The sequence below is a fragment of the Pseudomonas sp. ADAK7 genome, assembly GCF_012935675.1.
Taxonomy (GTDB): Bacteria; Pseudomonadota; Gammaproteobacteria; order Pseudomonadales; family Pseudomonadaceae; genus Aquipseudomonas.
The window spans coordinates 720,288-745,572 of record NZ_CP052861.1; the positions used below are offsets into that span (position 1 = coordinate 720,288).

Sequence of the window (25,285 nt, forward strand, 5' to 3'; positions counted from 1 at the left end):
GCGGCAGGTGGCATCGAGAATAGGTGTTCTGTGACCGTCGCTCCACCACAACCAGCCATGGCTCGGTGATTGCGGCTGTCCTATCCTGTGGTTTGTCGCATACTCCACACATCTAAAAGCCGGGAAAGTATCAATGAGCGTCGATCGGACCAAAACCAGTGCTTTCGAGGACAGCCGCTTTCGGCAGTTGATCGATGCCGTGGTGGATTATGCGATCTACATGATTGACCCCGATGGCATCATCACCAGCTGGAACGCCGGCGCCAAGCGCTTCAAGGGCTATGAGGAAGCGGAGATTCTCGGCGAGCATTTCTCGCGCTTCTATACCGAAGCGGATCGGCTGGCCGGGTTGCCCCAGCGCGCGTTGGATACGGCGCGAACGGAAGGTCGTTTCGAGGGTGAAGGCTGGCGGGTGCGCAAGGACGGCACGCTGTTCTGGTCCCATGTGGTGATCGATCCGATTATCGATCCATCGGGCACGTTACTGGGTTTTGCCAAGATCACCCGGGACTTGACCGACCGCAAAATGGCCGAGGAAACCCTCAAGCAAAGCGAGCAGCAGTTCCGCTTGCTGGTGCAAAGCGTCACCGACTATGCCATCTACATGCTTTCGCCGGACGGGCATCTGACCAACTGGAACCCGGGCGCCCAGCGCATCAAGGGTTACCGCCCGGAAGAAGTCATCGGCCGGCATTTTTCCATGTTCTACACCCCGGAAGACCGCGAAGCTGGCGAGCCGCAGCAGGCGTTGGAGACAGCGGCACGGGAAGGCCGCTTCGAAAAAAAGGCCTGGCGCGTGCGCAAGGACGGTACGCGGTTCTTTGCGCATGTGGTGGTGGACCCGATCTGGGGCGAAACAGGCACACTGCTCGGTTTCGCCAAAATCACCCGGGACATTACCGAGGTGACGCAAGCCCAGCAGGCCCTTGAGCAAACCCGTGAAGCGCTGTTCCAGGCGCAGAAAATGCAGGCCATCGGCCAACTCAGCGGCGGGATCGCCCACGACTTCAACAACCTGCTGACGGTGATCCTCGGCAATCTGGAAATCGTTCGTAAACGCATACCGGATGACCCGAAGATCGGTCGCCTGCTCGACAACGCGACCCAAGGCGCCATGCGCGGTGTGTCCCTGACCCAGCGCATGCTCGCGTTCGCCCGGCGCCAGGAACTCAAGACCGAACCGGTCGAAATCCCGGCGCTGATCCAGGGCATCACCGGGCTGTTGCGTAGCTCGCTGGGGCCTTCGGTGACCCTTGAAACCCGTTTCGCGGCAGATCTCGAGCCCGCAGCGGCAGACCTTAATCAGCTCGAACTGGCAGTGCTGAACCTGGCAACCAACGCCCGTGATGCGATGCCCGACGGCGGCAAGATTGTCATCAACGCTAAAATCGAGGAGGTCAGCGATCCGGCCCGCTCAGCCTTGCCGGTCGGCCGGTACGTGTGCCTGAGTGTCGCCGATACCGGGGAGGGTATGGACCCGGCCACGCTGTCATCGGCGACCGATCCCTTTTTCACCACCAAAGGCGTCGGCAAAGGCACCGGCCTGGGGTTGTCGATGGTGCATGGCTTTATCGCGCAACTGGGTGGGCGGTTTATTCTCAAGAGCCAGAAGAACATCGGCACCACCGCCGAACTCTGGTTGCCGGTCGCCACGCCGGGCACGATGGCCGCGCCGGTTATCGAGGCGCCGGCCCTGTCGCCCATGCCCGGCCTGTGTGTACTGGTGGTGGATGACGACAGCCTGGTGTTGACCAGCACCAGCCTGTTGCTCGAAGACCTGGGGCATCGGGTGATCAGTGCAACCTCGGGGAAGCAAGCGCTGGAAGCGTTCAATAGCGGACATGCGATTGATCTGGTCATCACCGACATGGCCATGCCGCATATGAATGGCGCGCAATTGGCACAGGCAATTCGGGGCTTGAAGCCAGACCTGCCGATCATCCTGGCCACCGGCTACGCCGAGCGCCTGGACGGCTTCGTCACCGAACTGCCGCGCTTGTCCAAACCATTCACGCAACTGCATCTGGTAGAAATCATTGCCCAGGCGCTGAAGTAACCCTGGCGACCAGGCTGAGGCAAACAGGCTGAACTTTGCCAATCGACGCTTCTTCTAAATGTTTTCCACTCTGTGTGAGAACGCCGTGCCCAGAATATTGACCGATACCCTGGCCGAAGAAGCCTTGACCGAACACAACGCCAAGATGTTCGGTTCGCCCAAGGAACGCCTGGATTTCTATCGCCGGGAAATCCAATACGAAACCAGCATTTTGGCCAACCGCACCGATGCTTACCTGGCGGCGCAATCGTTCCTGGTGATTGCCTTCGCGTCCTGCATGGCCAATCTCAACCCCGAATGGGGCAAGCTGTTCACACTGGTAGTGCCACCGTTTCTGGCGCTGTTGGGCGTGCTCAGTTCATTGAATGCCTGGCCGGGGATTCGCGCGGCGTACGACATCATCGATCACTGGCACTTCAAGCAAAGCCAGTTGCTGAGCAGCGAACCGCTGATGGGGCTGGCTTACGATGAGTCGCCGCTGTTCGCTGAAATGGAGTCGAGTCATAAGGGCTATCGCAAGTCGCTGCTGTTCTCGGTGCGCACGCCGTGGATCTTTGCGACGTTCTGGATGTTGCTGGGAAGTTATGCGGTTTACATACAGGTGACGAATCCCGGGGCATAAACGCGAGGCCCGGTATTGACCGGGCCTCTTGCCTCACACTTCAGACTCATGCCGCGATAGTGGCCGCCGTCATTTCCTTCTTGTATTGCGCTTTGAGTATCTCCATCTGCTGCCCCAATTCCTCAAGCGTCGCTTTGCCCAGCAGCTTTTTGGCCTGGGGGAACATCTCGGTTTCTTCTTCCTCGATGTGGTGCTCCAGCAGCTCCTTGACCACTTTCACCCGGCCGGCGAATTCGGGCGTCGAAGGGTCGGTGACTTTCAAGTCCGGTAGCACCAGGGAGTCCACGGTGCGGTGCTCTTCCTTGGCTTCGTAATACATGATGTCCTGCTCCTTGCCACCGGCCTTTTTATACGCGGGGTACAACACTTCCTCTTCCAGACGCGTGTGAATGGTGATCTCCATTTCCAGCTTGCCGATCAACTCCACGCGTTTTTTCAGCGCGCGCTCGGTGGACTCGCTCAACTGGCTGAGGATGCCTTTTACGCGTTCATGGTCGGCTTTCAACAGGTCAATGGCGTTCATGGTCGAACCTCTTGTTTAGTCACGGGACAGCGCAGACGATCGCGTTGCCGTCAGTCGCTTACTGTGCAAGAGCATTTCTTGTGCCGGATTTCGGTTGCGATGAAGTCTCGATAAAACAATGAGTTGGCGTGGCTAATGGCAATATATACCGTGCAAGGTGCATGAATTGACGACGGTGTTTATTGCAGATCGCGGCATTGGTTTTTACCGCCAAAAAAAATGATCGCAGCCTTCGACATCACCCCCGTAGGAGTTGCCGAAGACTGCGATCTTTTGATCTTTCAATACAACCAATACAACTCAAACCCGCGAATCGAAAGCCCCACCCGCCGATTTCGAGCGCAGCGACGCCAGGGTCTCCGCCGACGGAAACTCCTCTTCAATCAACCGCAGATGATCAATCGCTTCCTGAAACTTCAAATCTGCCTTGTGGCGCAATGCCTGATAACGGGTGAATAACTCGGCATCCAGCTCGGACTTTTCCAGTAATTCAAACGCCTCTTGGCTCAACTGTTGCGCGTCTTCGAACAATTGACGATTACATTCGAGCGCGAAGTCGCGGCAAGCCTGAGGGTGTACTGGAGGGGCCGAGTAGTACGTCATTGCGATCACCTTTTCTGGGGAGGAGCCATGCAGGCCGGATAAGGTTGTGACTGCCTGCCCCTACGGGAATTTCATAATTTTTAGGCGAGAAAATGGATGGATGCATAGGAGGCTATCGTAAAAATAAATCAGGAATCCTGATGATTTAGCCGTTCATACCGGGCCAGCATGGGTTGGGTGCTGATGCCATGAACCAGGATGCTCAACGCCACGATCGACAACGTCAGGTCAGTGCACAGGGTCGCCACGGAAGGCGGGAGGTCGTGGTTCAGGGCATAAAACAGGTAGTAGAAACTGCCGATGCCGCGAATCCCGAACCAGCCGATCAACGAGCGTTGGCGCCCATCGAGCAATTTGCCCCAGGGGATGAGCCACACACTCAATGGGCGGATCACGCAGAACAACAGTGCCGCAATCACCAGGGCCCGCCAGTCCCAGTGTGTCACCAGCACCACCCCGAGCATCGTCACAAGAAACACTTCCATCGCGCGCTCCACCAGGCTGCCGAAGGACAGCATGTCGCCCATCATGATGCCGGCCGCGACCTGGGTGTCTTCCAGGTTATTGACGTCGCCATGCACCGCCGCTTCGGGCTCGACGTTCTGATGACCGACTACCGGCTGCACCAGGTGCTCGGCCGGGGTCTGGGTATCGCCGGTGGATTTGACCTCGGCCTGGCGCAAGCCGAGGCCGGCGGCGAACACAGACAGGAAGCCATAACCATGAATCGCTTCCGCCGCCACATACGCCAGTGCGATCAGCGCCAGGGTCAGGTAATCATTGGGGGAGAGGGTGCTGTCGGCATTGCGGATGCGCATCGACAAAGTCACTCGACCGATGCCGTGGCCCATCCAGTAACCGGTCAGCAAACCGGCAGGCACTGCCCACAACAGGCTTTTCAAGGCCCAGTCAGTGAGCCAGGCGCTGGAACTGCCGGTCTGTTGCAGAAACAGTAAACCGAGGATCACGAAAGGAAACGCCACCCCGTCGTTCAAACCGGCTTCACCGGACAGCCCGAAACGCACCGAGTCGTAATCCTTGGCGTCGTTGACTTGCACCAGCGACGCCAGGACCGGGTCGGTCGGCGCCAGGATCGCGCCGATCAGCATCGACGGTCCCCAGCCCAGGTCAAAGCCGTAATGCAGCAACAGGCTGACGCCGAGGATGGTCAGCACCATCACCGGCCCGGCGAGGCCAAACGCGATGCGCCACTTGCGATCCTTGAACGGCAGACGCAATTTCAGCCCGCAGACGAACAGCGAAAACAGCACCGCGACTTCCGTCAGGTGCTCCATCCAGTTCGCCGCGTCCTTGATGTCCAGCTTGAGCAGGCCCATGCCCGCCGGGCCAATGGCGACACCCAACGCCAGACACACCGCCGAAGTGGTCACCGGCATCCAGCGCAAAAACGACGAGGTCAGCGCCAGTGTCAGCAGCACCGCACCCAACACCGCCACCCATAAAATGAAGCTCATGCCGGACGCTCGCTGGGTGGGTGCATGCTCAAGCTCAACCGACGGTTGCGCGCAGGTATTCAGGGGCCAGCACGTTGGTCCAGAGCAATATCATCTCGACCAGAATCGTCACCAGGACCAGCAGGCCGACGCCCCAGACACTGGCGGCGTACAACAGGCCTTGCTCCTTGCGCTCATGCATGAAGGTCGGCAAGCCGACGAACAACAGGAATGTCGCATAGGCGCAAGCAGCCCCCAGCACGATGACCGCCAACCACAGGTTCGGGTACAGCCCGGCGAACCCGGCGATAAAAAACGGCGTCGCGGTGTAGGCAATAAAACCAATGCACTGATTGACCGTCGGCCGGGCGTCGAAAGTGCGCGACATCCAGCGGATGAACAGCCCCATCAGGGTGATCCCGGCCAGGATAGTCAGGTACAACAACCCGCAGAGTTGCAGCGCGCTAGCGGGGCTGAGTTTCACCACTTCATTTTCGGCCAGGCTCCAGCCGACATAGGTGGTGCCGATGAACAGACACACCGCCGGAATCAACGCGAGTAGCAGCAGATGCGCGAGGTAGTGCCGTGGATGTTCTTCTTCCTCGTGACGAATATCCGTCCAGGCGAAGTTGGGTTGGGTAAACAGCTTGATAATAGGTGCGGACATGACGACCTCCAGATATCAAAGGCCCGCCATGGGCAGGCCTATGAAGGGTTGAGTTCTGGAATCGGTGACAGGTTCAATTTTAAAGAATCGGTTTGCCGCCCGTGACGCCGTAGCGCTGGCCGGTGATGTAACTGGCTTCATCCGAAGCCAGTAGCACATAGATCGGCGCCACTTCCACCGGTTGGCCGGGGCGACCAAGCGGCGTCTCGCCACCAAAGTTCTGCACCTCTTCATCGGTCATGGTCGAGACGATCAGCGGCGTCCAGATCGGCCCGGGCGCGACGCTGTTCACCCGAATGTTCTTCGGCCCGAGCATCTGCGCCAGGCCGCCAGTGAAATTGGCGATGGCGCCTTTGGTCGTGGCGTAGGGCAGGAGCGTCGGTTTTGGCATGTCGGAATTGACCGAGCTGGTGTTGATGATCGAACTGCCAGGCTTCATGTGTTTCAGCGCGGCCTGGCAGATCCGGAAGATGGCGGTGATGTTGACGTCGAAGGTCATCACCCATTCGTCGTCCGGGATGTCTTCGAAGTTTTGGTGGGTCATCTGGAACGCGGCGTTATTGACCAGCACGTCGATGTGGCCGAAGCGCTCGACGGTCTGGCTGACAATGGCCTGGCACTGGGCTTTCTGCGCCAGATCCCCCGGCAGCAGCAGGCACTGGCGCCCGGCCTGTTCGACCCAGCGCGCGGTTTCTTTGGCGTCTTCGTGTTCATTCAGATATGAGATGGCGACGTCGGCGCCTTCCCGGGCGAAGGCAATGGCCACGGCGCGGCCGATGCCGCTGTCGCCGCCGGTGATCAAGGCGATCTTGCCTTCCAGCCGGCCGGAGCCCTTGTAGCTTTGCTCGCCACAGTCGGGGTACGGGTCCATTTTCTTCTGCGAGCCAGGGACGGGTTGCGGCTGCTTGGCGAAGGGCGGTTTGGGATAGTCAGTCATCATCGATCTCCGTTCTCAAGGGAAAAAGGCGAGGGCGGATGCCGCTCATGGTGGGTTGACCCCGGCCTTTTGCGATGAGTTCGGTTGGATTTCAGATGGCAAATATCACACGTGATTTTGCTTTTGTAGGAGCGAGGCTTGCCCGCGAAGGCGGCGGTCCAGTCGCTATTTAAGTTGACTGACACACCGCTTTCGCGGGCAAGCCTCGCTCCTACAGGGTGGCGGTCAGGCTTTCAGGCTGCGCTCCATCCGCGCAATCCCTTCTTCGAGCAACGCCCGCGGGCAGCCGAAGTTCAGGCGCACGAACTGTTTGCTGTGATCGCCAAAATCCAGGCCAGCGCTTAACCCGACCTTGGCCTGTTCCAGGAAGAACCGCTGCGGATCCTCCAGCCCCAGCGCCGAGCAATCGAGCCACGCCAGGTAGGTGCCTTGGGGCACGTTGATGGTCACGCCCGGCAGCCGCGTACGCACCGCGTCCACCAGATAATCACGGTTGCCGTGCAGGTATGCCATCAACCCGGCCAGCCACGGCCCGCCCTCGGTGTAAGCCACGCGGGTGGCTTCCAGGCCCAGCGGGTTGACGCTATCGACCAACCCGCAACGGGCGTGATTGACCCGCGACAGCAGCGCCGGATCCTGGATGATCATGAATGAGGTCTTCAAACCCGCGATGTTGTAAGCCTTGCTCGCCGACATCAGGGTGATGGTGCGTTTGGCGACTTCCGGGCTCAGCGACGCCGTAGGAATGTGCACGCGCCCGTCGTAACACAGCTCCGCATGGATCTCGTCGGAGATGATCCAGGCATTCTGTTCCAGGCAGATATCGGCCACGGCTTGCAGTTCTTCCCGGGGGAACACCTTGCCCAGCGGGTTGTGCGGGTTGCTCAGCAGCAGCGCGCCGCCACCGTTCAGGGATTGGCGCAAGGCGTCGAGGGGTGTGGCGTAGGAGCCGTCGGCCTGGGCGACGAATTCCAGCTCAACCTTGTTCAAACCCCAGTGCCCTGGCGCATGGCGCAGCGGCGGGTAGTTGGGGGTTTGCACCACCACGTTTTGCTGCGGCTCGACCAGCGCGTTCAGCGCCATGTTGAACCCCGATTCCACCCCCGGCAAAAACACCAGCTCCGAAGGGTGTACCCGCCAGGCGTATTTGTTCCAGAGGTCGGCGACGATGGCGTCGCGCAGGTCGTCCGGGGCCACGCTATAGCCGAGCAACGGGTGTTCCAGGCGTTTTTGCAGGGCCTGGATAATCACCGGCGGCGCGGCGAAATCCATGTCTGCGACCCACATCGGCAACACGTCGGCCGGGTAACGGCTCCATTTGGTACTGCCGGTTGCGTGGCGGTCGAACACCTGATCGAAATCGAAGGTCATGCTCAGTCTCATAAAGGGCGGGGATTAATCACGGCGGCCATGATAAGCCCCAACCCTCACTGAGCACACCATTCTCCTGTAGGAGCGAGCGGTGCGGGCAAGTCGGATCGCCGCACCGCTCGCTCCTACAAGGGATCTGCGGGGTGCCGACGGTCGGTTTTCATATTTGAACTCATCACCTTGGCCTAAAGTTTGAAGTACCGGCAGCCATGCTGCCGCGACCGTGTCTGTCCAGAAAAACCCGGCAAAGCACCGGGTCTTCACCTGATCAGGAGTGCACGATGGACCTCAACCGTCGTCAGTTCTTCAAGGTCGCCGGTATCGGCCTTGCGGGCTCGAGCCTCGGCGCGCTGGGCATGCTCCCCGCGACAGCCTTCGCCGAGCAAGTGCGTCATTTCAAACTCGCCCACACCCATGAAACCCGCAACACCTGCCCGTACTGCTCGGTGGGTTGCGGCTTGATCATGTACAGCCAGGGCGACCAGGCCAAGAACGTCGCCCAAAGTATCATCCACATCGAAGGCGACTCCGATCACCCGGTCAACCGCGGCACCTTGTGCCCCAAAGGCGCGGGCTTGCTGGATTTCATTCACAGCCCCGGCCGCTTGCAGTACCCGCAGGTGCGCAAGCCGGGCAGCAGCGAATGGACGCGCATCTCCTGGGATGAAGCCCTGGACCGCATCGTCGACCTGATGAAGACCGACCGCGACGCCAATTTCATCGAGAAGAACGCCAAGGGCGAAACGGTGAACCGCTGGCTGACCACCGGGTTCCTCGCGGCCTCGGCGGCGTCCAACGAAGCGGGCTACATCACCCACAAGGTGATTCGCAGCCTCGGCATGCTGGGGTTCGATAACCAGGCGCGTGTCTGACACGGTCCGACGGTGGCAAGTCTTGCCCCGACGTACGGCCGTGGTGCCATGACCAATACCTGGACCGATATCGCCAACGCGAACCTGATCCTGGTGATGGGCGGCAACGCAGCAGAAGCGCACCCTTGCGGATTCAAATGGGTGACCGAAGCCAAGGCGCATAACAAGGCCCGGCTGATCGTGGTCGATCCGCGCTACACCCGCACCGCGTCCGTGGCGGACTATTACGCGCCGATCCGCACCGGCACCGACATCGCCTTCATGGGCGGGCTGATCAGTTACCTGCTGACCGAAGACAAGATCCAGCACGAGTACGTGCGCAACTACACCGACGTCTCGTTCATCGTCAAAGCCGGGTTTGGCTTCGAGGACGGGATTTTCAGTGGCTACGACGCGGAAAAACGCCTGTACACCGACAAGTCCGGCTGGGGTTATGAACTGGGCGAGGACGGTTTTGCCAAGGTCGATCCGACCCTGCAAGACCCGCGCTGCGTCTATCAGCTGATGAAAACCCACTACAGCCGCTACAACATCGACCTGGCCAGCCAGATCTGCGGCATGCCCGTGGACGCCATCAAGAAAATCTGGGAAGAAATCGCCACGTGCTCGACACCGGGCAAGACCATGACGATTCTCTACGCGCTCGGTTGGACCCAGCATTCCATCGGCTCGCAAATCATCCGCAGCGCGGCAATGGTGCAACTGTTGCTGGGCAACGTCGGCATGCCCGGCGGCGGGGTCAACGCCTTGCGCGGACACTCCAATATTCAGGGGCTGACCGACCTCGGCTTGCTCTCTAATGCATTGCCCGGTTACCTGACGTTGGCCACTGACGGCGAGCAGGATTATGCCAACTACATCAACAAACGTACGCAAATGCCGTTGCGGCCAGGGCAGTTGTCCTACTGGCAGAACTACAGCAAGTTCCACGTCAGCCTGATGAAGTCCTGGTACGGCAACAACGCCACCGCCGAGAACCATTGGGCCTTCGACTACCTGCCCAAACTCGACATCCCCAACTACGACATCCTGAAAATGTTCGACCTGATGGGCCAGGGCAAGGTCAACGGTTACATGTGCCAGGGCTTCAACCCGATTGCCGCGTTGCCGGACAAAAACCGGGTGATGGCGGCGCTGGCCAAGTTGAAATGGCTGGTGGTGATGGACCCGCTGTCCACGGAAACCTCGGAGTTCTGGAAAAACGTCGGGCCGTATAACGACGTGACCACGGCGGACATTCACACCGAAGTCATCCGCCTGCCCACCACCTGTTTCGCCGAAGAGGACGGTTCGCTGGTCAACAGCAGCCGCTGGCTGCAATGGCACTGGAAGGGCGCGGATGGGCCGGGCGAAGCGCAGACCGACATCAAGATCATGGGCGAACTGTTCCTGCGCCTGCGCAAGCGTTATCAAGCCGAGGGCGGGGCGTATCCCGATCCGATCCTCAAACTGTCGTGGCCATACAAAATCCCTGACGAACCGTCACCTGAAGAATTGGCCAAGGAAATCAACGGCAACGCCACGCTCGATTTCACCGATGCCACCGGCGCGGCGATCAAGGGCAACGCGCAACTGGCCGGGTTCGGCCAGCTCAAGGACGACGGCAGCACCGCGTCCGGCTGCTGGATTTTCTGCGGCAGCTGGACCGAAACCGGCAACCAGATGGCCCGCCGCGACAACAGCGATCCATACGGCATGAAGCAACACCTGGGCTGGGCCTGGGCCTGGCCGGCCAACCGGCGAATTCTCTACAACCGCGCCTCGGCGGACCCGCAAGGCAAGCCGTGGGATGAGAAAAAACGCCTGGTGTGGTGGAACGGCAAGGCCTGGGCCGGCACTGATGTGCCGGACTTTAAGGCCGATTCGCCGCCAGAAGCCGGGATGAACCCGTTCATCATGAACCCCGAAGGCGTGGCGCGTTTCTTCGCCGTGGACAAGATGAACGAAGGACCATTCCCTGAGCACTACGAGCCGTTCGAAACCCCGATCGGCATTAACCCGCTGCACCCGAACAACAAGAAAGCCACCAGCAACCCGGCGGCGCGGATCTTCGATTCAGTGTGGGACACCCTCGGCGTGGCCAAGGATTATCCATACGCGGCGACGAGTTACCGGCTGACCGAGCATTTCCACTTCTGGAGCAAGCACTGCAAGCTCAACGCGATTGCGCAGCCCGAGCAGTTTGTCGAGATCGGCGAAGTGTTGGCCAAGGAGAAAGGCATCGTTGCCGGCGACAAGGTGCGGGTCAGCAGCAAGCGCGGCTTTATCGAAGCGGTGGCGGTGGTGACCAAGCGCATTCGGCCGCTGCAGGTCAACGGCCAGGTGGTGCACCACATCGGTATCCCGCTGCACTGGGGTTTTACCGGGTTGACGCGTCACGGTTATCTCACCAACACCCTGGTGCCGTTCCTCGGCGATGGCAATTCCCAGACCCCGGAATCCAAGTCATTCCTGGTCAACGTGGAGAAAGTCTAAATGGCCAGCCAAGACATTATTGCCCGCTCGGCCACCACCACCGTGCCGCCGTCGGCGCGCAACCAGGAAGAAGTGGCGAAGCTGATCGACACCACCAAGTGCATCGGCTGCAAGGCGTGCCAGGTGGCCTGTTCGGAATGGAACGAGTTGCGTGACGACGTCGGCCATAACCTCGGCACCTACGACAACCCCCAGGACCTGACGGCGGAAACCTGGACGCTGATGCGCTTCACCGAACACGAAACCGACGCCGGCAACCTCGAATGGCTGATCCGCAAGGACGGCTGCATGCACTGCGCCGAGCCCGGTTGCCTGGCGGCGTGCCCCAGCCCGGGGGCGATCATCAAGCACGCCAATGGCATCGTCGATTTCGACCAGGACCACTGCATCGGTTGCGGCTATTGCATCACCGGTTGCCCGTTCAACATTCCGCGCATCTCGCAAAAGGACCACAAGGCCTACAAGTGCACGCTGTGCTCGGACCGGGTGGCGGTAGGGCTGGAACCGGCCTGCGTGAAAACCTGCCCGACCGGCGCCATCGTCTTTGGAACCAAGGAAGACATGAAGGAACACGCCGCCGAACGTATCGTCGATCTCAAGAGTCGCGGTTTCGAAAATGCCGGTTTGTACGACCCGGCCGGGGTTGGCGGCACCCACGTCATGTATGTGTTGCACCACGCCGACACGCCGCAGATCTACGCCGGGCTGGCGAAGGACCCGGAAATCAGTCCGTTGGTGGGCCTGTGGAAAGGCGTGAGCAAACCCCTGGGTTTACTGGCCATGGGCCTGGCAGTGGTGGTCGGATTCTTCCATTACGTGCGCGTCGGGCCGCAGATTGTCGAAGAGGATGAGCTGCCACCGCTGAAAGATCCGGCGGTGCACGAAGTCGATCCATCGGTGCACACCTTTGATCCGCGCGGGGAGGACAGACCATGATCCGCAAGCAGATCCTGCGCTACACCGCCAATCAGCGGACCAATCACTGGCTGGTGGCGATCCTGTTCTTCATGGCCGCGCTGTCGGGATTGGCGCTGTTTCACCCGGCGTTGTTCTGGCTGAGCAATCTGTTTGGCGGCGGGCCGTGGACGCGGATTTTGCATCCGTTCATGGGGGTGGTGATGTTTGTGCTGTTCCTCGGCTTGGTGATCCGCTTCTGGACGGCCAATTTCTTTATTCGCAACGATGGACTGTGGCTCAAGCGAATAGACAGGGTGATTAAAAACGAGGAAGAGGGCGTGCCGCCGATTGGCAAGTACAACCCCGGCCAGAAGCTGCTGTTCTGGACGTTGCTGTTGTGCATGTTAGGGTTGTTGTTCACGGGGTTGGTGATCTGGCGCGCGTACTTCAGCGAGTACTTCGGCATCACCACCATTCGCTGGGCCATGCTGCTGCACGCGCTGGCGGGGTTTGTACTGGTGTTGAGCATCATCGTGCACATCTACGCCGGGATCTGGATCAAGGGCTCGGTCAGCGCCATGGTCCACGGTTGGGTCAGCCGCGCCTGGGCGAAAAAGCACCATGAACTGTGGTACCGGGAAGTGACCCGCGACGAAGACCCCGATCCACCGATCAGAAAAGGATAAGCACTTGGCGACGATTCTTGAGCCTGGCGAAATCGAAGCGGCGGCGAGTTCTCCGCCGTTTCTGCATTTGCCACCGCGTAACCTGTTCACCCTGCGCGCGCTGGGGCTGGAGCGGTTGGCCGAGGGGCACCCGCTGGCCGATTACCTGCGGCTGGTGGCCGGGTTGTGTCATCTGCAACAGGAAATGCTGGATGACCTGCCGGTGGATGAGATGCCCGATTCCGAACGGCTGAAGGTCTGCCAGCAACACGGTTTGCCACCGTTCGCCGCTGACACTCTGGTGCGCGAGGCGGATTGGCTGCCGTTTCTGTACGCGCTGTTGCTGCGCTATAAGCCACCGCCACAGGCGGCGGTCAAAAGCGCGATCAACATACTGCTAGGCGCCAATCCCGGAGAGCTCAAGGCCTGGGGTGTTGCGTTGGTCAGCGGTCAATACTCTTTATTGCCCGCCGAAGTGGTGCCATTCCTCGGCGCAGCGCTGCAAGTTGCCTGGAGCCACTGGCTGCTGGACACGCCGAACCTGGAGCTCAAGCCCGGCGACAGCCTCAGCCAATGCCCGGCCTGTGGTTCACCGGCCATGGCCGGGGTGATTCGCCATCGCGGCAAGTTCAACGGTCTGCGTTATCTGGTGTGTTCGCTGTGTGCCTGTGAATGGCATGTGGTGCGGGTCAAGTGCGTGTATTGCGAACAGAGCAAAGGCCTGGAATACGTCAGCCTCGACGATGATCGGCACGCGGCGAATCAGGCGCCGTTGCGCGCAGAAGTCTGTCCGGGCTGCAACAGCTACCTGAAATTGCTTTATCTGGAAAACGACGCTGAAGCCGAAGCGCTGTCGACCGACCTGACCAGCCTGCTGCTGGACATGCGTCTGGAGCAGGAAGGTTATCAGCGCCTGGCGCCGAATCTGCTGTTGGCCCCCGGAAGCGATTAAGCCCAGCGTCTACACTCAGGCGCGACGGTCCATTGCTTTCGGGTGCTGCTGATGTCCAACCTGCGTCTGCCTTCCATCGACAGTCTATTGCGCCATCCGGCGTGCCAGCCGCTGGCCGAGCGCTACGGACGCGATGCCTTGCTCGCCAGTTTGCGGCAGTTGCTGGATGACCTGCGCGAGCCAGTGTTGTCAGGGCAACTGACGGCGGTCGAGATTGCGCCTGAAGTGCTGGCGGGCAGGGCGGGAGAGCGGCTGATTGCGCAACATCGCAGCCAGGTGCGTCGGGTGTTCAACCTCACCGGGACCGTGCTGCATACCAATCTCGGGCGGGCGTTGTTGCCGGAAGAAGCCATTGAAGCGGTGCAGATGGCGGCACGTTATCCGATCAATCTTGAATTCGATTTGCACAGCGGCAGGCGCGGTGATCGTGATGATTTGATCGAAGGCCTGATCCGCGAGTTGACCGGCGCTGAAGCAGTCACCGTGGTCAATAACAACGCCGCCGCCGTGCTGCTGACCCTCAACAGCCTGGGCGCGCGCAAGGAAGGCATCATCTCTCGGGGTGAACTGATTGAGATCGGCGGCGCGTTTCGCATCCCCGACATCATGGCCCGCGCCGGGGTGAAGCTGGTTGAAGTCGGCACCACCAATCGTACCCACGCGAAGGACTATGAAGCGGCTATCGGACTGCGCAGCGGACTGATCATGCGCGTGCATGCGAGCAACTACGCGATCTCGGGTTTCACCACCAGCGTGCCGACGGCGGAACTGGCCGAGTTGGCGCACAAGCATGCCTTGCCGCTGCTGGAGGACCTGGGCAGCGGCAGTTTGCTGGACCTGACGCGCTGGGGCTTGCCGGCCGAGCCGACGGTGCGTCAGGCGCTGCTCGATGGTGCGGATATCGTGACGTTTAGCGGCGATAAGTTGTTGGGTGGTCCGCAGGCCGGGTTGATCGTCGGGCGCAAGGATTTGATCGCGAAGATCAAGAAGAACCCGCTGAAACGGGCGTTGCGGGTCGACAAACTGACCTTGGCGGCGCTTGAAGCGGTGTTGGGCTTATACCGTGATCCGGATCGGCTGGCTGAGCGCTTGCCGAGTTTGCGGCTGTTGACTCGGACTCAGGCTGACATCCTCGCGCAGGCTGCACGCCTGCAACCTTCATTGGCGCAGGTGTTGGGGGAAAACTGGAATGTCAGCGCAATTCAGGCGCTGGGCATGATCGGCAGTGGCAGCCAACCGGTGGCGCGTTTACCCAGTGCGGCGTTGTGCTTGCGGCCGCTGGTGTCAAAGCGTCTGCGTGGCCGGTATTTACATGGATTGGAAGCCACGTTTCGCGCCTTGCCGATTCCAGTGCTCGGGCGCATTGACGATGACGCGGTATGGCTGGATCTGCGGCAGCTGGACGATGAAGCCGCATGGCTGGCGCAACTCGATCAGTGGGTCGGAGGGCAGGGGTGATCGTCGGTACCGCCGGGCACATCGACCACGGCAAGACGTTGTTGCTGGAGGCGTTGACCGGCCAGCAAGGGGATCGTCGCCGCGAAGAGCGTGAGCGGGGCATGACCATCGACCTCGGTTATCTGTATGCGGCGCTGGAGCCAGGTGCGGCGTTGACCGGGTTTATCGACGTGCCGGGGCATGAGCGCTTCACCCACAACATGCTCGCCGGTGCGCAAGGAATTGATCTGGTGCTGTTGGTGGTGGCCGCGGATGACGGGGTGATGCCGCAGACCCGTGAGCATCTGGCGATTGTCGAGTTGCTGGGGATTCCTCGGGCGTTGGTGGCGATGACCAAGTGTGATCGGGTTGAGCCTGCCAGAGTCGAGGAGGTTCGAGCGCAGATAGAAGCATTGTTGGCGCCCGGGCCTTTTGCCGCTGCACCGTTGATTGCGTTATCGAGTGTGACGGGCGCGGGTGTCGAGACCTTGCGTGAAGCCTTGCTCAAGGTGCAAAAGGACGTTGTTCAACGCAGTACCCTTGGCGGGTTTCGCCTGGCGATTGACCGTGCCTTCAGTGTCGCGGGCGCCGGCATCGTGGTCACCGGCACGGCGTTGTCAGGGGCCGTGGCGGTGGGCGATACGTTGCTGCTCGGGCCGTTGGGCAAACCGGTGCGAGTGCGGGGTTTGCATGCGCAGAATCAGGCGGCCGATCATGCTTTCGCCGGGCAACGAGTCGCGCTGAATTTGAGCGCTGATCGCTTGAACCTGGAGCAGATCCACCGTGGCCACTGGTTACTCCCCGAGTGGCTGCACGCGCCGACCCAGCGCCTGGACATCGACATGCAGCTGTTGCCCAGCGAAATAACCGCATTCCCGCATTTCCACCCGGTGCACGTGCACCTCGGCACTCAGGACGTGACCGGACGCGTAGCGTTGCTCGAAGGCCCGAGCCTGGCCCCCGGCGCGCGCATGTTCGCGCAACTGCTGCTGAATGCGCCGGTACACGCGGTGAAGGGCGATCCGTTGATCCTGCGCGACCAGAGCGCCCAACGCACGATAGGCGGCGGCCGCGTGCTCGACCCCTTCGCACCGAGCCGGCATCGCCGCAGCCCCGAGCGACTGGCGCAGCTACACGTCCTCGCCAGCACCGACAGCCTCGAAGCCGTCATGCCCGCGCTGCTGGCCCACAGCGACACTGGCCTCGATCCGCAACGTCTCGAACGTCAGTTCAATCGCCCACGCGATAGCTGGGTTTTGCCCGATGACGTGCGCCTGATCAACACCCGACAAGGCCCGCTGTTGTTCAGTGCGATTCGCTGGGACGCCTTGAAGCCGCCGTTACTGGAGCACCTCGCACGCTTCCATCAACTGGAACCGGACCAAATGGGCCCGGACCGCGATCGCCTGCGTCGCTTCACCGGCACTGCGCTGGATCGCCCGACCTTCATCAGCCTGCTCGACGAATTGCTCGTCAGTGGCGCCCTCGTCAGCAGCGGGCCGTGGCTGCATCTGCCGGATCATCAAGTGCGCCTGAGCGCCGAAGACGAAGCCTTGTGGGAGCAATTGCAGCCAACCTTCGAACAGGCCGGTTTCAACCCGCCGTGGGTGCGCGACCTCGGGCATGACGAAGCGGCGGTGCGCGCGCTGCTGCGCAAAATGGCGCGGCTGGGGTTGTTGCATCAAGTGGTGCGCGACCTGTTCTACACCGACGCGGTGCTGCGACGATTGGCGGCTATGCTGATGCAACTGGCCGGGGAAAATCCGGTGATCGAGGTGGCGGCGTTTCGTGATGCGGTGGGGCTGGGGCGCAAACGCAGCGTGCAGATTCTTGAGTACTTCGACCGGATCGGCCTGACTCGCCGCATGGGTGATCGCCGCCAGATCCGTCTCGACAGTGCATTGGCTCAGGCCAACGAATAAGGAAGGCAATCGCGCCCGGTGGCGCGGCCGGGCTTCAAACCCGGTTGGGGACGGCATCCGTTCCCGGGCAGGTTCGACTCCGGCTGCCTTCCGCCAGTTTCACCGTGGCGCCAGTTCCTTGATCAGGAAATCAATAAACGTGCGGGTCTTCTGCGGCACTCGCCGCGCCGATGGGTACACCGCGTTGATGGTGATCGGTGGCGCTTGCCATTCGCACAGCACCGGCACCAAACGACCGGCGGCCAACGAGTCTTCAACGATGAAATCCGGGAGCAGGGCGATGCCCATCCCGGCCTCGGCAGCCTGGGCGAGCAAGTCGCCATTGTTGGCGTGCAGCGGGCCGGTGACGTTGACCCGTTGCGAGTCCTTGCCATTGCTCAGTTGCAGGCTGACGCCGCTTTGCAGATAGCCATAGTTCAGGCATTGGTGAGTGGTCAGGTCCTTTGGCACTTGGGGCGTGCCGGCACGTTTCAGGTAGGCCGGCGAGGCGACCATGATTCGTGGGGCCGGGGCTATCAGGCGGGCGATCATCGATGAGTCCGGCATGCTGGCAATCCGCAGCGTCACATCAAAACCACCGCGCACCGGGTCCACTTGCTGATCGCTCAACACCAGCTGCAACTCGATGTTCGGGTGCTGTTCATGGAACAGCGGAATCAGCGGCCCCAATCGCCGCAAGCCGAAGGACATTGGCGCGTTGATCCGCAGCACGCCGCGCAATTCCCCGATACCGTCCCGCGCCCGTTGCTCGGCCTCGTCCAGTGAGGCGATCAGTTCCCGCGCGGCGTCGTAATACTCGGCACCAGCCTCGGTCAGGTGCAGGCTGCGGGTGGTGCGTTGCAGCAACTGCACGCCGATGGCTTCTTCCAGCGCCTGAATCTGTTTGCTGACTTTGGAGCGCGGCACATCCATCGCCCTGGCTGCGGCGGCGAAGCCGTTTTCACCCACGGTGACGATAAACGCGCGCATGCATTCGATACGATCCAAGGATTGTCCCCAATTTGGAATCAATGATTCCCGATTCTAGGGAATTGTTCCTTTAATGGCCAGGACCTACATTAGCGCCAAGCCAAGCAAACAACGGCTAACCCATTAAACACACCTCATCGACATCAAAAGGAACTCGCCATGTCCATCCGTGAATTGCTCAACCCAACCAACTCCACCCTGATCCTGATCGACCACCAGCCGCAGATGTCCTTCGGCGTGCAATCGATCGATCGCCAGACCCTGAAGAACAACACCGTGGCCCTGGCCAAGACGGCGAAGATCTTCAACGTGCCGACCATCCTGACCTCGGTGGAAACCGAAAGCTTCAGCGGTTTTATCTGGCCGGAATTGCTCGGCGTGTTCCCGGACCAGCAGCCGATCGAGCGCACCTCGATGAACTCCTGGGAAGACAAGGCGCTGGTCGCCGCAGTGAAAGCCACCGGGCGCAAGAAGCTGATCATGGCCGCGCTGTGGACTGAGGTCTGCCTGAACTTCCCCGCGCTGGAAGCCCTGGCCGAAGGCTACGAGGTGTACATCGTCACCGACGCTTCCGGCGGCACGACCAAGGAAGCCCATGACATGTCGGTACAGCGGATGATTCAGGCCGGCGCGGTGCCGGTGACCTGGCAGCAAGTGTTGCTCGAATACCAACGCGACTGGGCGCATAAAGAAACCTACGATGCGGTGATGGAACTGGTGCGCGAACACAGCGGCGCCTACGGCATGGGCGTGGATTACGCCTACACCATGGTGCACAAGGCACCGCAGCGTCAGGTGAAGTAAACCAACAGCGACGACAAAGAAGCCCACTCATGCTCAGCATGAGTGGGCTTTTTTGCTTTATGACTGGGCCATTCACCGCAACGCTTGTAGCAGCTGCCGAGCCTGCGAGGCTGCGTTCGGCGGCGAAGCCGTCGCAATCCCTGTGCACACGGTCTAACTGACACACCGCGTCGTTTGGTTTTACGACGGCTTCGCCGCCGAACGCGGCCTCGCGGGGCTCGACCGCTGCTACGGGGGGCATCACTTATGCTCAGCATGAGTGGGCTTTTTTGCTTTATGACTGGGCCATTCACCGCAACGCTTGTAGCAGCTGCCGAGCCTGCGAGGCTGCGTTCGGCGGCGAAGCCGTCGCAAACCCTGTGCGCACGGTCCACCTGACACACCGCGTCGTCTGGTTTTACGACGGCTGCGCCGCCGAACGCGGCCTCGCGGGGCTCGACCGCTGCTACGGGGGGCATCACTTATGCTCAGCATGAGTGTTTTTTTTCATTATGACTGGGCCATTCACCGCAACCGCTTGTAGCAGCTGCCGAGCCTGCGAGGCTGCGTTCGGCGGCGAAGCCGTCGCAATCCCTGTGCGCACGGTCTAACTGACACACCGCGTCGTCTGGTTTTACGACGGCTGCGCCGCCGAACGCGGCCTCGCGGGGCTCGACCGCTGCTACGGGCCGTCAATGGGTTAAAGGTGGCCGAAGGCCAACGGGTACTGGACCACGACATACACCCGGTCAATGTCATCGCCCGCCTGGGCGGTGTTGCCCCGGTGCGAGACATGGGACAACTGCAGCGACAAGCCCTTGGCCGAACCGGATTGCACGACGTAGCGCAAATCGATGTCACGCTCCCAATGCCGTCCGCCATCCCCTTGTTGCGGCACGTACTCGCCGCTCGCTTCGTCGAACGGGTTGTAAGCACCGCCCTTGGGCGCATGGCTGCCGTCGATGTTGCTGCCCCTCACGTAGCGGGTCATGAAGTTCAGCCCCGGAATGCCGAATGCCCCCAGATCAAGGTCATAGCGAGCCTGCCAGGAACGTTCATGGGCGCCGTTGAAGTCGGCGTATTTGATGGAGTTGGCCAGGTAGATGGAGTCGCCACCGACGAAATCGAACGGGGTATCGCCGTTGATTTGCTGATAGGCGAGGGTGAAGCCATGGGCGCCGCGGCTGTATTTGCCCGACAGGCTATAGGCGGTGTTATCGATGGCGCCCGCCAACGCCCGGCCGGTGTCCTGCGTGTGGTACAGATTGGCGTCGAGGAACACATCCGATTGCTTGAAGTGCAGATTGCCGTAGTACTGGTGCCAGGTGTCGCTCAGCTGCGAGGCATACAACGCGCCGCCCACCGGGCTGTTGGTGAACAGATCGGCACCGAGAAAGGACATTCCGCCAGCCTCGGTGTTGGCGCCGTAACCGTAAAAGTCGCCCTTGCTCGAAGAGCTGTCCTGGTTCTTGAACGCGGTGAAGTGTCCGGCCACCAGGTTCATGCCGTCGATTTCCTTGCTGTTTAACAGAAAACCCGTGGCGTACTCCGGTTGCAGGCGTTTGTCCGAAGTATCGAACACTGGCGTTTCCACGGTCATTTCACCGAAGGCCAGGGTGGTGCGGGAGGCCTTGAACTTGAGCGCGCCGCCGCCACTGGAGTAGTTGCTTTCGCTACGGCCGTCATCATCGACCGGCAGCAACCCGGTGCCGGAATGCCCTTTGCCGCCATCGAGCTTGAGCCCGAGAAAGGCATGAGCATCGAGGCCAAAGCCAAGCGTGCCTTCGGTGAAACCGGATTCAAAAGAGCTGATAAACCCTTGAGCCCATTCGGCTTTGTAGCTTTTGCCTGAGGGCGAGGGCGTGCGGTAATCGCTGTTGAGGTAAAAGTTGCGACTCAGCACACCCAGCGTTGCGCCGTCGAGAAAACCCTGGGCTGCGGGCGCCGATTCGTCCGCCAGGGCGGTGCCGGCAACTGATATCAATAACCAAAGGGAGTGCGAGGAAAGCTTCATGGATCAATCACCACCGGACAGCGCCTGCGCAAGACCCGCGGGCAGGGGCTGTGATGGTGGCGCAGTTTCAAGCGGGGATATTGAGTCGATGTGCTGTGTTTGGCGTTGTTGTCAGCCCCGCGCGATGTTGATTCATCGCGCAGGGCTTTGGCTCATTGCTTCACGTACCGCCCCGGTGCCGACTCGATCGCCGGGTACTCGGTATTCCCGGCGTGCAGCGCCGAAGGCTGACGCTCCCCGGCATGCTCGGCCAGCCAGACAAACCAGTCGTTCCACCAACTGCCCGGATGCTGTTCGGCTTCCGAGAACCAGGTGTCCGGGTTTTCGCTGACGCGGTTGTTGGTCCAGTAATGACGTTTCTGATTGGCCGGCGGGTTGATCACCCCGGCGATATGCCCGGACGCGCCAAGCACAAAGCGCTTGTCCCCGCCGAGCAATTCGGTGCTGGCGTAGGCGCTGCGCCACGGCACGATGTGGTCGTCATGGGTGGCGAGGATGTACGCCGGGGCCTCGATGGCCCGCAGATCCAGCTTGACCCCGCAGCAATCCAGCTCACCGGATTTCAGGTCGTTTTGCAGGTAGGTGTGACGCAAATACCAGCAATACATCGGGCCAGGCAGGTTGGTGCTGTCGTTGTTCCAGAACAGCAGGTCGAGGGCTATCGGCTTTTGGCCCTTGAGGTATTTGTCGACGTTGTAGTTCCACCACAAGTCATTGGGCCGCAGCAGCGAGAAGGTGTTGCCCATGTCCTCGCCTTTGAACAGGCCGATGGGGCCGTCCAGGCCGCCGATGGTGCGCTCGCGGTAGGCCACCAGTTGTTCGTCGACAAAAATGTCGATGGGGCCGGTGTCGAGGTAATCGAGGAAGGTGGTCAACAGGCTGACGCTGGCGATGTCTTTGTCGCCGCGCGCGGCCAGTACCGCCAGTGCGCTGCTCAACAACGTGCCGCCGATGCAGAAACCGACGCAATTGGGCCGTTGCTCGCCGCTGATCTCACGGGTCACTTGCAGGCCTTTGATAATGCCGGTTTCGATCAGGTCATCCCAGGTGGTGTTGGCATGTGCCTGGTCGAAGTTGCGCCAGGACATCAGAAACACCGGATGCCCTTGTTGCAGCAGGTGGCGGATCATCGAGTTGTCGGGGCGCAAATCGAGGATGTAGTACTTGTTGATCGACGGCGGCACCACGAATACCGGGCGACGGTACTGGGTTTCGGTCTGCGGGTAGTACTGGATCAACTGGAACAGTTCGTTCTCGAACACCACTTCTCCGGGTGTGGTCGCCAGGTCCACGCCGACCTTGAACGCATTGCTGTCGCACTGGCGCATCTTGCCTTCTTGCAGGTCGCTGGCCAGGTGCAGCAACCCCGTGAGCAGGCTGGCGCCCTGGGTATCGATCACCCGTTGCAGGGCATCCGGATTACTCGCCAGGAAATTGCTCGGCGCGCCGGCGGCGATGGCTTGTTCCACCAGGTACAGCAGGCGCTGGCGTGGTTTCTTGTCCTTGATCGGCAGTTTGTCCAGCAGCTTCAGCAGGAATCCGGCGTTGAGCAGGTAAAACGCAGCGAGGGAACCAAACAGCGGCTGGCTCCAGGCGCCGCTGGCGAAGCGTCGATCGTCGAAGGTGAACGGCTGGCCGGTCATCAGGCGCTGGCCGAGATCGCCCCATTGCAGTTGGTAGTCGGACTGCAAACTGTCGAGGGTGCCCCGGGGCAGGTCGAACCATTCGTTATATTCTTGCCCTGTAAACCACGGATTGGTGCTGACCCACAGGCGTAATTGTTGCACTGCAAATGAAGCAATGAACGGAACCTGGCCAGACCAGTAAGTGTTGAAGGTGTGTGCGTTGTTATCCATGGAACTCCTTGCCCACAAAGGTCAACCGGGCAGAAAAAAGCGCGACACCGCGTACGGTGCCGCGTCAGTAGCTAAGGCAAGCAGTTCAGTGTGACTAGCGCTCGATGACCAGGCTGACGCCTTGCCCGCCGCCGATGCACAACGTGGCGAGGCCTTTGTGGCCATCGCGACGAATTAATTCGAACAACAGCGACACCAGAATCCGCGCACCCGAGGCGCCGATCGGATGACCGAGGGCAATCGCACCGCCGTTGACGTTGACTTTGCTGGTGTCCCAGCCCAGTTCCTTGCCGACCGCCAGGGACTGCGCGGCGAAGGCTTCATTCGCCTCGATCAGGTCCAGGTCGGTGAGATTCCAGCCAGCCTTTTCCAGCGCCAGGCGAGTGGCCGGCACCGGGCCGATGCCCATGATCGACGGGTCGACACCGGCGCTGGCGTACGCCTTGATCCGCGCCAGTACCGGCAACCCGAGGGCCTGGGCCTTGGCGGCGCTGGCCAGTATCAGCACGGCGGCGCAATCGTTGAGGGTCGAAGAATTACCCGCGGTCACGCTGCCGTCTTTCTGGAACGCCGGCTTCAGCTTGCCCAAGGATTGGAGGGTGCTGTCCGCGCGTGGCTGTTCATCGGTGTCGAAGGCCAGCGGTTCACCCTTGCGCTGGGGAATCAGGATCGGGGTGATTTCACGCTTGAAGTAACCGGCTTCGATGGCGGCCGCGGCTTTTTGCTGCGAGGCGGCGGCGAAAGTGTCCTGTTGCTCACGGGTGATGCTGTACTTCTCGGCCAGATTCTCCGCGGTGATGCCCATGTGGTAATCGTTGAAGGCATCCCACAAACCGTCCTGAATCACGCTGTCTTGCAGTTGCGCATGACCCAGGCGCAAACCGGTGCGGGCCTTGGGCAGGACGTAAGGCGCCAGACTCATGTTTTCCTGGCCGCCGGCAATCACCAGTTCGGCGTCGCCACAGCGGATGGCTTGAATGGCCAGTTGCACCGCCTTGAGCCCGGAGCCACAGACCTTGTTCAGGGTCATGGCAGGGGTGGTGAAGGGCAGGCCGGCCTTGATGGCGGTCTGGCGTGCCGGGTTTTGCCCGGCACCGGCGCTGAGCACCTGGCCGAGGATCACTTCATCGATCTGTTCGCCGTTGATACCGGTCTGTTCCAGCAAGCGGCGAATCAGCGCCGCGCCCAGTTCGGTGGCCGGAATCGCGGACAAGGCACCCTGGAAGCTGCCAATGGCGGTACGAGTAGCGGCAACGATTACGACTTCGTTCATGCGTGACCTCATTAAGAATATGTCGAACGGCAGCAGGGCCTCCTTGCCCTGCGCGGGTTACTGCATGTTCATGCCGCCGTTGACCGAGAAGTCGGCACCGGTGCTGTAGGCCGACTCATCGGACGCCAGCCAGGCGACGATGGAGGCGATTTCTTCCGGTTGGCCGAGGCGACCGACCGGTGTGGCGGCGATCATGCCGTCGAGGATGTCCGGGCGAATGGCCGCAGTCATGCTGGTCTGGATGTAGCCCGGCGACACGGTGTTGACGGTCACGCCCTTGCCCGAGACTTCCCGCGCCAGGGCCATGGTGAAGCCGTGGATGCCGGCCTTGGCCGCGCTGTAGTTGGTCTGGCCGAACTGGCCGCGCTGACCGTTGATCGAGGAAATATTGATGATCCGGCCCCAGCCTTTGGCCAACATGCCTTCAATCACCTGTTTGGTGGTGTTGAACATGCCGCTGAGGTTGGTGCCGATGACCGCGTTCCAGTCTTCGGGGGTGAGTTTGCGGAACGAAGCATCCCGGGTGATGCCGGCGTTGTTGACCAGCACATCCACCGGTCCGTAGGTCTCCTTGACCCACTCAAAGGCGGCGCGGGTCGATTCCCAATCGGTGATGTCCCCGTAAACAAAATCGAACTCGAACCCAGCGGCCGACTGGGTGGCGGCCCATTCTTCCTTGCGGCTGGAGTTGGCGCTGCAACCCACTACAACCTTGAAACCTTCCTTGGAAAGACGCTGGCTGATCGCCGTACCAATCCCACCCATACCGCCGGTTACCAATGCAATACGACCAAGCGACTTCATAGACTTCTTCCCTTTTTTATTTTGCGCTGCAAGATGCAAGGATTGTTCGGTATGGGCGGGGGTTGCGGGAAGTGTTGTGAGGTGACTGTGTGGTGTCCATCGGTGACAGACATGGCTAAAAGCGAGGAGTACC

At 60.9% G+C, this 25,285-nt stretch carries 20 protein-coding genes and 1 tRNA gene; 10 read left to right on the forward strand and 11 right to left on the reverse strand.

Going from position 1 to position 25,285, the window contains the following annotated elements:
- Positions 1-133: 133 nt before the first annotated feature.
- Positions 134-2,056 carry a hybrid sensor histidine kinase/response regulator gene (locus HKK53_RS03275; protein ID WP_169369426.1) on the forward strand — a complete coding sequence of 641 codons (1,923 nt, stop codon included), beginning with the start codon at positions 134-136 and terminating at the stop codon, positions 2,054-2,056.
- Positions 2,057-2,141: 85 nt separating this feature from the next.
- Positions 2,142-2,678 (forward strand): hypothetical protein, encoded by a 537-nt coding sequence (locus tag HKK53_RS03280; RefSeq protein ID WP_169369428.1) that lies wholly within the window; start codon positions 2,142-2,144, stop codon positions 2,676-2,678.
- Positions 2,679-2,724: 46 nt separating this feature from the next.
- On the opposite strand, the gene HKK53_RS03285 is transcribed toward HKK53_RS03280, so the two are convergent.
- The 6 genes from HKK53_RS03285 to HKK53_RS03310 form a co-directional block, all read right to left on the reverse strand.
- Positions 2,725-3,201 carry a hemerythrin domain-containing protein gene (locus HKK53_RS03285; protein ID WP_169369430.1) on the reverse strand — a complete coding sequence of 159 codons (477 nt, stop codon included), beginning with the start codon at positions 3,199-3,201 and terminating at the stop codon, positions 2,725-2,727.
- Between the two features lie 300 nt (positions 3,202-3,501).
- The gene (locus HKK53_RS03290) at positions 3,502-3,804 is read right to left on the reverse strand and encodes a hypothetical protein (RefSeq protein ID WP_237150669.1); all 303 of its coding nucleotides are present in this window, start codon (positions 3,802-3,804) and stop codon (positions 3,502-3,504) included.
- A gap of 128 nt (positions 3,805-3,932) precedes the next feature.
- On the reverse strand, positions 3,933-5,279 hold the full coding sequence (locus HKK53_RS03295; protein ID WP_169369432.1) for a cation:proton antiporter: 1,347 nt from the start codon (positions 5,277-5,279) through the stop codon (positions 3,933-3,935).
- 34 nt (positions 5,280-5,313) lie between these two features.
- Positions 5,314-5,925, reverse strand: coding sequence for a Yip1 family protein (locus tag HKK53_RS03300; protein ID WP_169369434.1), 612 nt, complete (start codon positions 5,923-5,925; stop codon positions 5,314-5,316).
- A gap of 79 nt (positions 5,926-6,004) precedes the next feature.
- Positions 6,005-6,862, reverse strand: a complete 858-nt coding sequence (locus HKK53_RS03305) for an SDR family oxidoreductase (RefSeq protein ID WP_169369436.1) — start codon at positions 6,860-6,862, stop codon at positions 6,005-6,007.
- A gap of 225 nt (positions 6,863-7,087) precedes the next feature.
- A complete protein-coding gene (locus tag HKK53_RS03310) occupies positions 7,088-8,233 on the reverse strand; it encodes a MalY/PatB family protein (RefSeq protein WP_169369438.1) in 1,146 nt (381 codons plus the stop codon).
- 281 nt (positions 8,234-8,514) lie between these two features.
- On the opposite strand from HKK53_RS03310, the gene fdnG reads away from it, so the two are divergent.
- From fdnG to HKK53_RS03345, 7 genes are all read left to right on the forward strand, one after another.
- A complete protein-coding gene (gene fdnG, locus HKK53_RS03315; protein WP_169369440.1) occupies positions 8,515-11,580 on the forward strand; it encodes a formate dehydrogenase-N subunit alpha in 3,066 nt (1,021 codons plus the stop codon).
- A complete protein-coding gene (gene fdxH, locus HKK53_RS03320; RefSeq protein ID WP_169369442.1) occupies positions 11,581-12,516 on the forward strand; it encodes a formate dehydrogenase subunit beta in 936 nt (311 codons plus the stop codon). It begins immediately after the preceding gene.
- Complete coding sequence (locus HKK53_RS03325) at positions 12,513-13,163, forward strand: formate dehydrogenase subunit gamma (RefSeq protein ID WP_169369444.1); 651 nt, start codon at positions 12,513-12,515, stop codon at positions 13,161-13,163. Before fdxH ends, HKK53_RS03325 begins: the two co-directional genes overlap by 4 nt.
- 4 nt (positions 13,164-13,167) lie before the next feature.
- Positions 13,168-14,094, forward strand: a complete 927-nt coding sequence (gene fdhE / locus HKK53_RS03330) for a formate dehydrogenase accessory protein FdhE (RefSeq protein WP_169369446.1) — start codon at positions 13,168-13,170, stop codon at positions 14,092-14,094.
- Between the two features lie 51 nt (positions 14,095-14,145).
- Positions 14,146-15,552: an L-seryl-tRNA(Sec) selenium transferase gene (gene selA, locus HKK53_RS03335; protein ID WP_169369448.1), complete on the forward strand. Its 1,407-nt coding sequence runs from the start codon at positions 14,146-14,148 to the stop codon at positions 15,550-15,552.
- A complete protein-coding gene (selB, locus tag HKK53_RS03340) occupies positions 15,549-17,453 on the forward strand; it encodes a selenocysteine-specific translation elongation factor (protein ID WP_169369450.1) in 1,905 nt (634 codons plus the stop codon). Before selA ends, selB begins: the two co-directional genes overlap by 4 nt.
- Positions 17,454-17,549: transfer RNA gene (locus HKK53_RS03345), tRNA-Sec, on the forward strand.
- Positions 17,550-17,552: 3 nt separating this feature from the next.
- Here the strand turns inward: HKK53_RS03345 and HKK53_RS03350 are convergent.
- Positions 17,553-18,440: a LysR family transcriptional regulator gene (locus HKK53_RS03350; protein WP_169369452.1), complete on the reverse strand. Its 888-nt coding sequence runs from the start codon at positions 18,438-18,440 to the stop codon at positions 17,553-17,555.
- Positions 18,441-18,581: 141 nt separating this feature from the next.
- Between HKK53_RS03350 and HKK53_RS03355 the strand changes: the two genes are divergently transcribed.
- Positions 18,582-19,226, forward strand: coding sequence for a hydrolase (locus tag HKK53_RS03355; RefSeq protein WP_169369454.1), 645 nt, complete (start codon positions 18,582-18,584; stop codon positions 19,224-19,226).
- 679 nt (positions 19,227-19,905) lie between these two features.
- Here the strand turns inward: HKK53_RS03355 and HKK53_RS03360 are convergent.
- From HKK53_RS03360 to phbB, 4 genes are all read right to left on the reverse strand, one after another.
- Positions 19,906-21,219: an OprD family porin gene (locus HKK53_RS03360; RefSeq protein WP_169369456.1), complete on the reverse strand. Its 1,314-nt coding sequence runs from the start codon at positions 21,217-21,219 to the stop codon at positions 19,906-19,908.
- A 152-nt stretch (positions 21,220-21,371) separates the two neighbouring features.
- Positions 21,372-23,075, reverse strand: a complete 1,704-nt coding sequence (gene phaC / locus HKK53_RS03365) for a class I poly(R)-hydroxyalkanoic acid synthase (protein ID WP_169369458.1) — start codon at positions 23,073-23,075, stop codon at positions 21,372-21,374.
- Between the two features lie 94 nt (positions 23,076-23,169).
- Entirely contained in the window at positions 23,170-24,348 is a 1,179-nt protein-coding gene (locus HKK53_RS03370) for an acetyl-CoA C-acetyltransferase (RefSeq protein WP_169369460.1), read from the reverse strand.
- Positions 24,349-24,405: 57 nt separating this feature from the next.
- Positions 24,406-25,152 carry an acetoacetyl-CoA reductase gene (gene phbB / locus HKK53_RS03375; protein WP_169369462.1) on the reverse strand — a complete coding sequence of 249 codons (747 nt, stop codon included), beginning with the start codon at positions 25,150-25,152 and terminating at the stop codon, positions 24,406-24,408.
- Positions 25,153-25,285 lie beyond the last annotated feature (133 nt).

Excerpts from the sequence above, each read along its gene's own strand:
- phaC (WP_169369458.1), bottom strand. The coding sequence starts at position 23,075 with ATGGATAACAACGCACACACCTTCAACACTTACTGGTCTGGCCAGGTT.
- fdxH (WP_169369442.1), top strand. The coding sequence starts at position 11,581 with ATGGCCAGCCAAGACATTATTGCCCGCTCGGCCACCACCACCGTGCCG.
- selA (WP_169369448.1), top strand. The coding sequence starts at position 14,146 with ATGTCCAACCTGCGTCTGCCTTCCATCGACAGTCTATTGCGCCATCCG.
- HKK53_RS03325 (WP_169369444.1), top strand. The coding sequence starts at position 12,513 with ATGATCCGCAAGCAGATCCTGCGCTACACCGCCAATCAGCGGACCAAT.
- HKK53_RS03310 (WP_169369438.1), bottom strand. The coding sequence starts at position 8,233 with ATGACCTTCGATTTCGATCAGGTGTTCGACCGCCACGCAACCGGCAGT.
- HKK53_RS03285 (WP_169369430.1), bottom strand. The coding sequence starts at position 3,201 with ATGAACGCCATTGACCTGTTGAAAGCCGACCATGAACGCGTAAAAGGC.
- HKK53_RS03290 (WP_237150669.1), bottom strand. The coding sequence starts at position 3,804 with ATGACGTACTACTCGGCCCCTCCAGTACACCCTCAGGCTTGCCGCGAC.
- HKK53_RS03295 (WP_169369432.1), bottom strand. The coding sequence starts at position 5,279 with ATGAGCTTCATTTTATGGGTGGCGGTGTTGGGTGCGGTGCTGCTGACA.
- HKK53_RS03355 (WP_169369454.1), top strand. The coding sequence starts at position 18,582 with ATGTCCATCCGTGAATTGCTCAACCCAACCAACTCCACCCTGATCCTG.
- HKK53_RS03370 (WP_169369460.1), bottom strand. The coding sequence starts at position 24,348 with ATGAACGAAGTCGTAATCGTTGCCGCTACTCGTACCGCCATTGGCAGC.
- phbB (WP_169369462.1), bottom strand. The coding sequence starts at position 25,152 with ATGAAGTCGCTTGGTCGTATTGCATTGGTAACCGGCGGTATGGGTGGG.
- HKK53_RS03300 (WP_169369434.1), bottom strand. The coding sequence starts at position 5,925 with ATGTCCGCACCTATTATCAAGCTGTTTACCCAACCCAACTTCGCCTGG.
- HKK53_RS03275 (WP_169369426.1), top strand. The coding sequence starts at position 134 with ATGAGCGTCGATCGGACCAAAACCAGTGCTTTCGAGGACAGCCGCTTT.
- HKK53_RS03305 (WP_169369436.1), bottom strand. The coding sequence starts at position 6,862 with ATGACTGACTATCCCAAACCGCCCTTCGCCAAGCAGCCGCAACCCGTC.
- HKK53_RS03360 (WP_169369456.1), bottom strand. The coding sequence starts at position 21,219 with ATGAAGCTTTCCTCGCACTCCCTTTGGTTATTGATATCAGTTGCCGGC.